Source organism: Tepidimonas sp. HKU77, from assembly GCF_049728535.1.
Lineage (GTDB): Bacteria > Pseudomonadota > Gammaproteobacteria > Burkholderiales > Burkholderiaceae_C > Tepidimonas.
In genome coordinates, this window is sequence record NZ_CP187300.1 from 974,909 (window position 1) to 987,314 (window position 12,406).

9 protein-coding genes and 1 pseudogene are annotated in these 12,406 nt (G+C 61.2%); 6 read left to right on the forward strand and 4 right to left on the reverse strand.

The annotated features are described in order from the left end of the window. Window positions 1-23 precede the first annotated feature (23 nt). The 4 genes from ACPP3B_RS04670 to ACPP3B_RS04685 are packed head-to-tail and all read left to right on the forward strand — an operon-like array spanning window position 24 to window position 4,858. Window positions 24-1,811, forward strand: coding sequence for a GmrSD restriction endonuclease domain-containing protein (locus ACPP3B_RS04670; protein ID WP_072756443.1), 1,788 nt, complete (start codon window positions 24-26; stop codon window positions 1,809-1,811). Continuing rightward, window positions 1,808-2,563 carry a DUF4391 domain-containing protein gene (locus ACPP3B_RS04675; RefSeq protein WP_072756442.1) on the forward strand — a complete coding sequence of 252 codons (756 nt, stop codon included), beginning with the start codon at window positions 1,808-1,810 and terminating at the stop codon, window positions 2,561-2,563. The genes ACPP3B_RS04670 and ACPP3B_RS04675 overlap by 4 nt, the downstream gene beginning before the upstream one ends. A 14-nt stretch (window positions 2,564-2,577) precedes the next feature. Then, window positions 2,578-3,684 (forward strand): site-specific DNA-methyltransferase, encoded by a 1,107-nt coding sequence (locus tag ACPP3B_RS04680; RefSeq protein WP_424859876.1) that lies wholly within the window; start codon window positions 2,578-2,580, stop codon window positions 3,682-3,684. Beyond that, complete coding sequence (locus ACPP3B_RS04685; RefSeq protein ID WP_132963481.1) at window positions 3,620-4,858, forward strand: IS256 family transposase; 1,239 nt, start codon at window positions 3,620-3,622, stop codon at window positions 4,856-4,858. Before ACPP3B_RS04680 ends, ACPP3B_RS04685 begins: the two co-directional genes overlap by 65 nt. Window positions 4,859-5,111: 253 nt before the next feature. On the opposite strand, the gene ACPP3B_RS04690 is transcribed toward ACPP3B_RS04685, so the two are convergent. Then, window positions 5,112-6,077: an IS481 family transposase gene (locus tag ACPP3B_RS04690; protein ID WP_424859323.1), complete on the reverse strand. Its 966-nt coding sequence runs from the start codon at window positions 6,075-6,077 to the stop codon at window positions 5,112-5,114. A 114-nt stretch (window positions 6,078-6,191) separates the two neighbouring features. Between ACPP3B_RS04690 and ACPP3B_RS04695 the strand changes: the two are divergent. Continuing rightward, window positions 6,192-6,908 (forward strand): annotated as a pseudogene (locus ACPP3B_RS04695) (DNA methyltransferase); the annotation flags it as partial. A gap of 12 nt (window positions 6,909-6,920) precedes the next feature. Next, window positions 6,921-9,893 carry a type III restriction-modification system endonuclease gene (locus tag ACPP3B_RS04700; protein ID WP_424859877.1) on the forward strand — a complete coding sequence of 991 codons (2,973 nt, stop codon included), beginning with the start codon at window positions 6,921-6,923 and terminating at the stop codon, window positions 9,891-9,893. A 296-nt stretch (window positions 9,894-10,189) separates the two neighbouring features. On the opposite strand, the gene ACPP3B_RS04705 is transcribed toward ACPP3B_RS04700, so the two are convergent. The 3 genes from ACPP3B_RS04705 to ACPP3B_RS04715 form a co-directional block, all read right to left on the reverse strand. After that, on the reverse strand, window positions 10,190-10,561 hold the full coding sequence (locus ACPP3B_RS04705; RefSeq protein ID WP_424859878.1) for a helix-turn-helix domain-containing protein: 372 nt from the start codon (window positions 10,559-10,561) through the stop codon (window positions 10,190-10,192). 19 nt (window positions 10,562-10,580) lie between these two features. Then, entirely contained in the window at window positions 10,581-10,883 is a 303-nt protein-coding gene (locus tag ACPP3B_RS04710) for a type II toxin-antitoxin system HigB family toxin (RefSeq protein ID WP_424859879.1), read from the reverse strand. 291 nt (window positions 10,884-11,174) lie between these two features. Next, the gene (locus ACPP3B_RS04715) at window positions 11,175-12,164 is read right to left on the reverse strand and encodes an IS5 family transposase (RefSeq protein WP_066708478.1); all 990 of its coding nucleotides are present in this window, start codon (window positions 12,162-12,164) and stop codon (window positions 11,175-11,177) included. Window positions 12,165-12,406 lie beyond the last annotated feature (242 nt).

A 12,406-nucleotide genomic window follows, 5' to 3' on the forward strand; every position in this document is an offset into this window, starting at 1 on the left:
GCAATTGAAAAACAGGAGAGAGGATGAGCTTTCGCACCGCCGAACCCGCACTGAAAGATGTGCTCGATGGCATCGCCTCGGGGCAAATCCAGCTCCCCGACTTCCAGCGTGGCTGGGTCTGGGATGACAACCATATTCGCTCGCTGATCTCTAGCCTCACGTTGTCCTATCCGATTGGTGCCGTAATGTTTCTTGAAGCGGGCGGCGTACCATTCAAGCCTCGTCTGTTCGCCGGCGTGAGCTTGCAGCCGGCACCTGCCCCCAAGACCCTGGTGCTCGACGGTCAGCAACGTCTGACCTCCCTGTACTTGGCGCTGCGCAGCGGCCAGCCCGTGCCCACACGCACGGAGAAAGGCGCGGATATCCGTCGCGTCTACTTCCTTGACATGGCTAAATGTCTTGACGAATCGGCAGACCGTGAAGAGGCCGTTCTCTCCATACCGGAGACCTTACAGATTTCGTCCGACTTCGGCCGCAAGATCGAGCTGGATGTCAGCACGCCAGAATTGCAGTACAGCCAGCGGCTGTTCCCTGTGGCGTTGCTGTTCGATATCCAGAGATTTATGGCATGGGAAAGTGGCTTTAGCGCTCATTATCAGTTTGCGGCAGAAGCCATGCAGTTTATGCAACGTTTCCGCCATGAGATCTGGCAGCGTTTCCATGAGTTCAAGGTTCCCGTCATCGAACTGAGTAAGAACACACCGCGCGAAGCCGTCTGCCAAATCTTCGAGAAGGTCAATACCGGCGGGGTGACGCTGACTGTCTTCGAGTTGATGACGGCGACCTTCGCAGCCGATGAGTTCAATCTTCGCCAAGATTGGGAAGCCCGCCGAAAGCGGCTGACCGCCAAGCATGACGTTCTCAAAGCCGTGGACGGCACCAGTTTCCTCACGGCAGTGACCTTGCTGGCCAGCTATCGGCGGCACAAGGAACAAGGTACGCCCGTCAGTTGCAAACGCGCCGACGTGTTGAAACTTACACTGGCTGAGTTCAAGTCGCTCGAGTCCGCCCTGGAACAAGGGTTTAAGCGGGCGGCCGAATTGTTGGCCGAAGAAAAAATATTCGATGCCCGAAGCCTGCCTTATGCGACTCAATTGATCCCTTTATCAACAATCTGCGCCTACTTGGGAGAACGCACCACGCAGCACGGTGTCAAACAGAAACTGTTGCGTTGGTATTGGTGTGGAGTTCTGGGGGAACTGTACGGCGGCGCCAATGAAACGCGCTTTGCCATGGACATCCAGGACGTTGTGGCCTGGGTTGACGGTGGCGGTGAACCGCGCACGGTTCGCGATGCCAATTTCGCGCCGACGAGGCTGCTTTCCCTGCAAAGCCGCCTGGCTGCAGCGTACAAAGGGCTGGCTGCGCTGCTCATGAAACACGGTGCCCGCGATTTCGTCAGCGGCACGCCCATTGATCTCAATACCTACTTCAACAACGCCATCGACATCCACCACGTCTTTCCCCGCGCCTGGTGTGAAAAGCAGAAGCTCCCCAAGGAGAAGTGGAACAGTGTGGTGAACAAGGCGCCGCTGGCGGCAGGCACCAACCGCTTTATCAGTGGCGATGCCCCCAGCGTCTACCTTGCGCGTATCCAAAAGGCCAAGCAGGTTGCCCCCGACAGTCTGGATGAATTCCTGGCTTCGCATGTGATCCCGGTACAGGCGCTGCGCTCGGACGACTTTGATTCCTTTATCCGCCAACGCGCTGCTGCGCTGTTGAAGCTCATCGAACAGGCCATGGGCAAAGCCATTGCCGGGCGCGACAGCGAAGAAACTATCAAGGCCTTTGGTGCGGAACTGTCGTCATGAACCGGACGGACGTCGTTGCCGCACTGTGTCTCCCCGCCGCCGCACGCGTGGATCGCCGAGTGCCCAAGACGCTGCTGGTGGAGCATGGCGCGCCGACAGCGGCCGACCGCCGCCAGGTCAACGAGGGCATCGAGCACATCCAGTGGGTGGCCGCGCTGAAGCCGACCACCATTGGCGTTGCCGCCTTTCGCGATGATGCGCGTGAGTACCTGGAGATCGCCGTCATCCGCGTCGCGCTGCGGGAGGATGCCAGGACACAGCGGCTGGTGGAACTGCTGCACCGGGCGATCCCCTACCCTGTGTTCGCCGTGACCGAACAGGGCGAGTCGGTGGCGTTGTCCGTCGCACACAAGCGCTGGTCGCAGGCGGAGGCCCAGAAGACCGTCCTCGACGGCGAACCGGTCACGGTGGCGGCGCCTCACGAGCGCGAGCCCTACGCAGGCGCATTCGCGGCGGCGCTGGCGCTGGGCGGCCAACCGCAGGCATCGTTGCACGCGCTGTACCAAGGCTGGCTCGATACCCTGCTGGCCCTGCAGGCCGCCAGGGTGTCGGGCGTTTTCAGGATCCTGCCGGACGCCGACCGGCGTGCCGCCCGCAGAGATGCCCTCGCCGAGTGCGAGCGCCTCGACGTCGAGATCGCGCGCCTGCGCGCAGCGGCGAAGAAGGAAAAGCAGATGGCGCGACAAGTCGCGATCAATCAGGAACTCAAGCGCGCCGAGGCGGCCCGTGCCGTGGCGCTTGCCCGTTTGTGAAGACCGAGAAGACGATGAAGAAATTGACCCCGAACGATCCTGAAACCCGCTCGATCGATGGCGTCGCCGAGAACATTCGGCGGCTGAAGGCGCTCTTCCCGGAGCTCGTGACCGAGGGACCGAATGGCGCCGCGGTGAACGTGGACGTGCTCAAGGCGCTGGTGGGTGACGCCACCGTCACCGACGCCGACGAGAAGTACGGTCTCAACTGGCACGGCAAACGGCGCGCGCGTCAACTCGCGCTCACGCCCTCCACCGGTACGCTGCGTCCGTGCCCGGAGGACAGCGTGGACTGGGACACCACGCAGAACCTGATGATCGAGGGTGACAACCTCGAGGTGCTGAAGCTCCTGCAGAAGAGCTATGCGGGCAAGGTGAAGCTCATCTACATCGACCCGCCCTACAACACCGGGAACGACTTCGTCTATCCCGATGACTACCAGGACAGCATCAAGAACTACCTTGAGCTGACCGGGCAGGTGGAAGGCGGGAAGAAGATCAGCAGCAATACCGAGGCCAGTGGGCGGTTTCACACGGATTGGCTGAACATGATGTATCCGCGACTAAAGCTCGCTCGCACTCTGCTCCGCGAAGATGGTTTGCTGCTGGTTAGTATTGACGAGTCGGAGTTCGCAAACCTTCAGGCAATCTGCTCAGAGGTCTTTGGCGATGAGAATCGTATCTGTGACTTCGTCTGGAAGAGCAAGAGCGGCGGCGCGAACGATAGCCGGCATGTAGCAATTGACCATGAGTACATTCTTGTGTTCGCCCGCAATGCCAAACTGGTGTCCTTCAAGCTGGACACCGACGCCGAGGTCACAACAAATTACAACTATCGCGATGAACGAGGTGAGTATTCCCTCGATCGATTGGACAAGCAAAGCCTCGGATACATTGAAAGCCTAGACTTTCCAATTGTGGGCCCAGATGGCGTTACCTACCGTGTTGAGCACAAGAATCCTGAGCAAAAGGTTGCGCGTTGGCGATGGAGCAGGGAAACGAGGGTGTCAGGATTTTTGTGTGAGGGGCCTACCATGACGACTTCCAGGAGCCCCCATGCCACGCAAGAAGACCACCCCCGCCGCGAAGCCGGACGCCATTCTTCCCGACGAGCTGCTTGAGAAGCTGATCCCCGGACCGATGGACGCCGCCGGCGTCGAGGCCGTGTTCCAGAAGCTGAAGAAGGCCGTGATCGAGCGCGCCTTGGGGGCTGAGCTGGGCGTGCACTTGGCCAGCCCCGAGGGCGGCTGCGGGAACCATCGCAACGGCCGCAGCGGCAAGACCGTGCTGACCGACGGCGGGCCGCTGCGGATCGAGGTGCCCCGCGACCGGGCCGGCAGCTTCGAACCGCAGCTGATCCCGAAGCATGAGCGCCGGTTTGCCGGCTTTGACGACCGGATCATCTCGATGTATGCCCGCGGCATGTCGGTGCGCGAGATTCAGGGCCATCTGGCCGAGATGTACGCCATCGAGGTGTCAGCGGAGTTCATCAGCGCCGTCACCGACGCGGTGATGGCCGAGGTGGGGGCCTGGCAGGCCCGGCCGCTGGAGCCGATGTACCCGGTGGTGTTCTTCGATGCCCTGCGGGTGAAGATCCGCGAGGACGGCGTGGTGCGCAACAAGGCGGTGTATCTGGCCTTGGGCGTGCTGCCGGACGGGACCCGCGACATTCTGGGGCTTTGGATCGAGAACACCGAAGGCGCGAAGTTCTGGATGAAGGTGTTCAACGATCTCAAGACCCGCGGGGTCACGGACCTGCTGATCGGCGTGGCCGACGGCCTGAAGGGCCTGCCGGAGGCACTGGAGGCGGTGTTTCCGGCCACGACCCTGCAGACCTGCATCGTGCACCTGATCCGCAACAGCCTCGACTATGCGAGCTGGAAGGACCGTAAGGCGCTGGCCGCGGCGATCAAGCCGATCTACACCGCACCGAGCGCGGAGGCCGCCGAGCGCGCGCTGGACGCGTTCGAGGCAGGGCCGTGGGGCCAGCGCTTCCCGACCGTGGTCGCGGCCTGGCGGCGGGCGTGGAGCCGGGTGATCCCGTTCTTCGCGTTCCCGCCCGAAGTGCGGCGGATCATCTACACCACCAACGCCATCGAGAGCGTGCATTCGCGGTTACGCAAGATCATCAAGAGCCGCGGGCACTTCCCAAGCGACGAGGCGGCCACCAAGCTGATCTGGCTGGCCTTGCGCAACATCACCGCGGACTGGAAGCGGGCGAGCAAGGAGTGGAAATCGGCGATGAACCAGTTCGCGATACTATACGGCGACCGCTTCACCCTCGCACCACGCTGAACGACACGAGGACAGATTCAGAAACCGCCCCACACACAAAAAACAGGACATCCCCAGGGAAACCGTCGCCGCACGGTACGATGAGCTCGTATTCAAGGATGGTTACGTCTATACAAAGAACTACCGCAAAGATGGAGCGATTCCGCGAAGTCTTCTTATAGACGATCGGTTCGGACGAACTCGAACCGGGAAGACCGAGCTTGCGCATCTAATGGGATTGCAATTATTTGACAATCCAAAGCCCACTAAATTGCTATCTGTCAGGTCCCGGACGATTACGTGGTTTGAAGATGAAAAGATCGGGGCGTTGAGCGTACCACTTTTTCAAGGCCTCCAGAGGTGTTATGTGTCCGATTGCCTTCTGGGGTAAATGATGGTTGTACAGCCAAACATAACGGGTCAAGGTAGTCTCGAGGTCCTCGGCGCTGTTGAAGTGATGGGTGGCAAGGACCTCGGCAATACGGCCGTTGAAGCGTTCGACCATGCCATTGGTCTGAGGGTGTCTGGGCTTGGTGAGGCGATGCTCGATGCCAAGGGCCTGGCAGAGCTGATCGAACTCGTGCTTCCCGGACGGTGCGCGCGCGCCTGAGGCGAAGAGGCGATCCGTGAACTCCTTGCCGTTGTCGGTGAGGATGTGCGTGATTCTGACCGGGCAGGTCTTGTGCAAGGCCTTCAGGAAGCTTCTGGCCGCGGCTGCGGTCTTGTTTGGCTTAATCTGGATGAAGACCCAACGGGTGGCGCGGTCAATGGCGACGAAGAGATAACGCCTCTGATGTTCGTCGGGCATCTGCGGCAGGTACTTGACGTCGATGTGCAGGTAGCCCGGCATGTAGGTCTTGAATGGCTTGGAAGCAGGCGCATCCTTGGCTTCACTGGGCAGTTGGGATAGGCCATGGCGCTTGAGCAGACGATACAGCCCAGAACGTGAGGCCCGGGGGTTGATGAACTCCCGTGTGACCACCAGCAGATCGTCAAGGGGTAGCTGGAGGGTCTTGCGCAGCTCCACCACCAAAAGCTCCTGCGCCGGGGTGAGCGTCGTCTGCAAACGATGCGCGGTATGCGGGCGATCTTCCACAAAGTCCCGACGCTTCCAGCGGCGGATGGTGTCTTCGGATACGCCCAACTCGGCTGCCAAGGCCGCAACCGACAAGGACGAGGACTGGATGTAGGCGCGGGTGGCGGGGGTTGTGGTGGCGTTTTTGTGTAGGCGAATAATCATGGTTGAGCGCTCCGGAGGTTGTCGATCAGCTCTCGCATCACTGCGCGACTAACGAAGAGTGCACGACGCGAAGGATCTATGCAATCGTCCGGAACCCTACAGCTATCCTTTCTGTTATCGATCACGAGCGACAAGGATTCCGTCGTTTTGGACTTCTTTGCTGGGTCTGGCACTACCGGCCATGCTGTCATGGCGCAGAACGCCGCCGATGGTGGCAATCGCCGCTACATCCTCGCCCAGCTTCCAGAGCGACTCGACTCGGATAACAAGGATCAGAAGGTTGCCGCCGATTTCTGCGACAAACTCAATAAGCCTCGCAACATCGCCGAGCTGACCAAGGAGCGCCTCCGCCGCGCCGCAAAGAAGATCAAGGACGAGAACCCGACGTACACGGGCGACCTCGGCTTCCGTGTCTTCAAGCTCGATTCCAGCAACATCCGCGCGTGGGAGCCCGACCGCGACAACCTTGACCAGACGCTCCTTGAGTCCATAGAACACATCAAGGCCGATCGCACCGAGTCCGATGTGCTGTACGAGCTGCTGCTCAAGCTCGGCCTCGACCTCTGCGTCCCCATCGAGACACGCACGTTCGCCGGCAAGGAGGTTCACTCCGTCGGCGGGGGCGTGCTGATGGCATGCCTCGCGCCAAAGATCGAGCGGGCCGAAGTGGAAGCGCTGGCGCAGGGCATCGTGGACTGGCACAAGGCGCTCGCGCCCGCCGGCGACACGACCTGCGTTTTCCGCGACAGCGCCTTCGCCGACGACGTGGCCAAGACCAACATGGCCGCGATCCTCGAGCAGCACGGTATCACCAACGTTCGGAGTCTGTGAGTACGCGCGCCCATGAAACTGCACTTCGAACCCGATCTCGACTACCAGCTCCAGGCCATCGAGGCGGTCTGCGACCTGTTTCGCGGGCAGGAAATCTGCCGCACCGAATTCACGGTTACGCGCGACCCTGCGGACACGCAGATGCGCCTTGGCTTCGCGCATAACGACCTTGGCATCGGCAACCGCCTGACGCTGCTCGACGAGGAACTGCTGGCCAACCTCCAGGCCATCCAGCTTCGCAACGGCATCGCTCCGTCCGAAACGCTCGCCTCAGGCGACTTCACGGTGGAGATGGAGACCGGCACCGGCAAGACCTACGTCTACCTGCGCACGATCTTCGAGCTCAACAAACGCTACGGATTCACCAAGTTCGTGATCGTGGTGCCGTCCATCGCCATCAAGGAAGGCGTCTACAAGTCGCTCCAGATCATGGAGGATCACTTCAGGAGCCTTTACGCAGGCGTGCCCTTCGACTACTTCCTCTACGACTCCGCCAAGCTCGGACAGGTGCGCAACTTCGCCACCAACGCACACATCCAGATCATGGTGGTGACGGTCGGCGCCATCAACAAGAAGGACGTCAACAACCTCTATAAGGACAGCGAGAAGACCGGCGGTGAAAAGCCCATCGACCTGATCAAGGCCACGCGCCCGATCGTGATCGTGGACGAGCCGCAGAGCGTGGACGGCGGGCTGACGGGCGCGGGCAAGCAGGCGCTGGATGCCATGAACCCGCTCTGCACCCTGCGCTACTCCGCCACGCACGTGGACAAGCACCACATGGTCTACCGCCTCGACGCGGTGGACGCCTACGAGCGTCGGCTGGTCAAGCAGATCGAGGTCGCGTCGGCAACGGTGGAAGACGCGCACAACAGGCCGTTCGTGCGTCTGGTGTCGGTCAGCAACAAACGCGGCAGCATCAGCGCCAGGGTGGAGCTGGATGTGGAGACAGCCACCGGCGTGCAGCGCCGCGAGGTCACCGTGTACGACGGCGACGACCTGGAGCAGACGACCCGCCGTCCCATCTACCGCGACTGTCGCATCGGCGAGATCTGCGTTGCCAAAGGAAATGAGTTCCTCGAGCTTCGGGTGCCCGGCGGGGAGCAGTACCTGCGCCCGGGCCAGGCATGGGGTGACGTTGATCCGCTGGCCGTTCAGCGCGAAATGATCCGCCGCACCATCAAGGAACATCTGGACAAGGAGAAGCGCCTGCGCCCGCTCGGGATCAAGGTGCTGTCCCTGTTCTTCATCGACGAAGTCGCGAAGTACAGGCAGTACGACGACGACGGCAATCCGGTCAAAGGCGACTACGCGCGCATCTTCGAGGAGGAGTACAAGCGCCTCGCGAACCATCCCGACTACCGGCCGCTGTTCCAGGAAGTAGACCTGAGCCGCGCCGCAGAGGAGGTTCACGAGGGGTACTTTTCCATCGACAAGAAGTCCAAGCGCGCGGTGGATACGACCGAGAGCAATCAAGCCGGTCGCGAGGCGGCAGAGCAGGCTTACAACCTGATCATGAAGGACAAGGAAAGACTCCTCTCCTTCGACACCCCGCTCAAGTTCATCTTCTCCCACTCGGCGCTGCGCGAGGGCTGGGACAACCCGAACGTGTTCCAGATCTGCACGCTGCGCGACATCAGGACGGAGCGCGAGCGGCGGCAGACCATCGGCCGGGGGCTGCGGCTTTCCGTGAACCAGGATGGCCAGCGCGTTCGCGGGTTCGATGTCAACACGTTGACCGTGATCGCGACCGAAAGCTACGAACAATTCGCCGAGAACCTGCAGAAGGAGATCGAGGCCGAGACCGGCATCCGGTTCGGCATCCTGGAAGCGCACCACTTCGTGGCCGTGAAGGTTACCTCTGAGAGCGGCGAGATGACGCCACTGGGGCTCGAAAAATCGAAGGCGCTCTGGGAGCATCTCAGGTCGGCCGGGTATATCGACGCCCGCGGCAAGGTTCAGGAGTCCCTGAAACAGGCGCTGGCCAACGGCCATATCGAGCTGCCGGATGAGTTCCGTCCGCACCATGCCCAGATCGCCGACATCATCGCGAAGGTCGCCGGTCGCCTCGAGATCAAGAACGCCGACGAACGCCGGCAGGTGCGGCCGCGCCAGGCCATCCTCCACAGTCCGGAGTTCAAGGCGCTGTGGGACCGGATCAAGGACAAGACCACCTACCGGGTCGAATTCGACAACGAGAAGCTGGTCGAGGCGTGCATCAAGGCGCTGCGCGACGCGCCGCCGCTTCCGAAAACGCGGTTGCAGTGGCGAAAGGCGGACATCGCCATTGGCAAGGGGGGCGTGGAAGCGACCGAACGTGACGGCGCACAAACGGTGGTCCTGGACGAAACCGACATCGAGCTTCCCGACCTGCTCACCCAGCTCCAGGACCGCACGCAGCTCACGCGTCGCACCATCTGCCGCGTCCTCACTGGCTGCGGGAGATTGGATGACTTCAAGCGGAACCCGCAGGCCTTCATCGAGCTGGCCGCCGAAGCGATCAATCGATGCAAGCGGCTGGCGATCGTGGATGGGATCAAGTACCAACGGCTCGGCGATGAGTACTACTACGCGCAGGAGCTCTTCGAACAGGAAGAGCTGACCGGCTACATCAGGAACATGCTCACCGAAACCAGGAAGTCCGTATTCGAGAGTGTCGTTTACGACTCGGGCACGGAAGCCGCATTTGCGGACGGCCTCGAGAAGAACGAGGCGGTCAAGGTCTACGCCAAGCTTCCCGGCTGGTTCAAGGTACCGACACCGCTCGGGTCGTATAACCCGGACTGGGCAGTTCTGGTGGAGAAGGATGGTGCCGAGCGGCTCTACCTCGTGGTCGAGACCAAGAGCAGCCTGTTCATGGACGATCTCGGCGACAAGGAGAGCGCGAAGATCAAATGCGGGAAGGCGCACTTCAAGGCATTGGAGGTTCGAGAGACACCGGCTCGATATGTGGTGGCCCGAACCGTTGATGACATTATTGCGTAGGAGCGATAAGAGATTGGTTAAACGCCGTATGAATCTTCTCCACTGAATCGCCCCGCCTTTCCCGGAGGCTCCAAACCTTGAGAGGATGGAGCCATGAGCAACAAATTGACGAGGTACGCACCCGAGGTGCGTGAACGGGCGGTGCGGAGGCGCCAGCGCCGCAGGGTTTTCAGGCTGATCTTCCAGCGGAAGGCAAGTTGCCTTTCGGTCATCACGGGGTAGTGCATCTTCTTCTCCAAAACAGGTGCCCCATGACAACGCTGTTCAACGTGGAAGCCAAGTTCCGTGTTCGATGATCACCCTGCGGCCGTCTCCGCAATCAGCACGTCGGCCGGGATGCCCAGGCTCTTGTGCAGCCTGCGGATCATGGCCAGAGTCAGCGGGCGCTTGCGGCTCAGGACTTCGTAGACGCGGTTGCTTTTGCCGATGATCGGCTCAAGGTCTTTGACGGACAGGCCGCTCTGATCCATCCGGAATTTGATGGCTTCCACCGGATCGGGCGCGGTGATGGGTACGTGCTTGGCCTCGTAGGCTTGCACCAGCGTGGCCAGGATGTCCAGGCGATCACCCTCTGGCGTACCCAGATCGGGGTCGGACTCCATCAAGGCCGAAATCTCTTTGAGCGTGGCCTTGTAGTCTGCTTCGGTGCGGATGGGGCGGATGTCCATGTTTTTCCTCCGTGGCCGGTCAGGCCGCATCAATGGTTTCGGCGTCCACCGCGTCGTACTCCTTGTGGGTGCCGACGAACTTCACGTAGACGATCTGCAACTTGTACGCAACGGCCACGATCAGCCGGTAGTCATTGCCTTTGATATTGAAGACCACGCGACGGTTCTTCAGCACGCTGGCGCTGCGGTACTGCGCCTTGATGTCGGCGGGCTGGGTCCAGGTCGCATTCGTTGCCTCCTCATACCAAGCCTTCAGCGGCTGCTCAGCGTCGGGATGGCGCTCCCAGAAGGCTCGAAGAGTGGACACGGCAATCACGCGCATGAGTCGCAGTGTAGTCCCATTTTGGGACTATCGCAACCCTGCACCGACCGGGCCTGGAGTTTTCACGATGCAAACCGGCCATTTGATAGAGGCGAGCGCCCTCCAGATCAGTGCTTTGCTAAGGAACCTCTGCACTACCCCGCCCACTCGTTCGTGGCGACGAGTTCAGGGTCAATATCGTTTCGTAGGATGGGATCGAAACAGATGCTGAACGGTTCTTGGGCTCCAGCAAGCCCCTTCGTGGGCCCTCTGCAGCCTCATCCGGCCCCAGTGAGCCCACTGCGGGCGCACTTATCCCGTCGCAGCCAGCAAGGCTTTGCGCGCCAGCCACAGATTGACCAGCGCAAACAGGACGTTGAGCTGCGCGCCGTTCTTGGCCAAGCCTCGATAGGGCGTCTTGCGGTAGCCAAACTGGCATTTGAGTACCCGAAACGGATGCTCACCCTTGGCACGAATGCGCGCCTTGGTGCGTTCCAAGGCATCCATCACCTGGCCAAGAAAAGTGCGCTTGTCCAATGCCCGGCGCTTGCCCGGCCGCATGGCCACGTGCCAAGCGACTTGCTTGCCCTGGTTTTCCGCTCGCTTGTCCACTCCCTGATAGCCCGCATCGGCAAAGACGTCGGTCTCTTGCCCGTGCAAGAGCCGATGCGCCTGCGTCACATCCGAGACGTTGGCAGCGGTGGCCACCACCGTGTGTACCAGCCCTGTCTCGGCGTCGACCCCAACGTGCGCTTTCATGCCGAAGTACCACTGGTTGCCCTTCTTCGTCTGGTGCATCTCAGGGTCGCGCTCACGGCGGGCGTTCTTGGTCGAGCTGGGAGCAGCAATGAGCGTGGCATCCACGATGGTGCCGCTCTTGAGCATGAGGCCACGCTCGGTCAGGATGCGATTGACCGTCTCGAGGATACGCTGGCTCAGGCCGTGTTGCTCCAGCAGGTGGCGAAAGCGCAGGATGGTGCTCTCATCCGGCACGACATCCACCCCCAGGTCCAGACCAACAAAGCTCGCCAGCAGCGGCGTGTCGTACAAGGCTTCCTCCACCGCCGGGTCCGACAGACCAAACCACTGCTGCAAAAAATGAATCCTCAGCAGCTTCTCTACCGCAAAGGGTGGCCGCCCACCCTTGGGACCCGCCTTCGGCGCATACGGCTCGATGAGTGCGACCAACTCTGCCCACGGCACCACACGGTCCATCTGCTCCAAAAACGCACGCTTGCGGGTGCGCTTGGCGCGCAGCTCAAAGCCCGTATACATCGGCGCCTCCAGACTCATCTGCTTCATGTCGCTATTGTCCCATCCCGGCAGTCTGGCAGGAAGGTTTTGCAGACCTTCCCTAAAGAACCGCATACTCGGACGCGGGTTCGGTTCCGTGTTCCGCCTCGCTCTTCCTACCCTCGACGACCAACTCCGCTGACGCACGCAGACTTGCTCAGGAACCCGCAGTAGCGAAATAGCAAGCGACGCTCGCAGCACCAAGCTTTCACGCGCTGCTCGACGGTTCCCCGGCGAATTGAGGCCCAGCC

What these genes read in the sequence shown, in the direction of transcription:
- ACPP3B_RS04670 (WP_072756443.1), top strand. Translation starts at nt 24, where the DNA reads ATGAGCTTTCGCACCGCCGAACCCGCACTGAAAGATGTGCTCGATGGC.
- ACPP3B_RS04675 (WP_072756442.1), top strand. Translation starts at nt 1,808, where the DNA reads ATGAACCGGACGGACGTCGTTGCCGCACTGTGTCTCCCCGCCGCCGCA.
- ACPP3B_RS04680 (WP_424859876.1), top strand. Translation starts at nt 2,578, where the DNA reads ATGAAGAAATTGACCCCGAACGATCCTGAAACCCGCTCGATCGATGGC.
- ACPP3B_RS04685 (WP_132963481.1), top strand. Translation starts at nt 3,620, where the DNA reads ATGCCACGCAAGAAGACCACCCCCGCCGCGAAGCCGGACGCCATTCTT.
- ACPP3B_RS04690 (WP_424859323.1), bottom strand. Translation starts at nt 6,077, where the DNA reads ATGATTATTCGCCTACACAAAAACGCCACCACAACCCCCGCCACCCGC.
- ACPP3B_RS04700 (WP_424859877.1), top strand. Translation starts at nt 6,921, where the DNA reads ATGAAACTGCACTTCGAACCCGATCTCGACTACCAGCTCCAGGCCATC.
- ACPP3B_RS04705 (WP_424859878.1), bottom strand. Translation starts at nt 10,561, where the DNA reads ATGGACATCCGCCCCATCCGCACCGAAGCAGACTACAAGGCCACGCTC.
- ACPP3B_RS04710 (WP_424859879.1), bottom strand. Translation starts at nt 10,883, where the DNA reads ATGCGCGTGATTGCCGTGTCCACTCTTCGAGCCTTCTGGGAGCGCCAT.
- ACPP3B_RS04715 (WP_066708478.1), bottom strand. Translation starts at nt 12,164, where the DNA reads ATGAAGCAGATGAGTCTGGAGGCGCCGATGTATACGGGCTTTGAGCTG.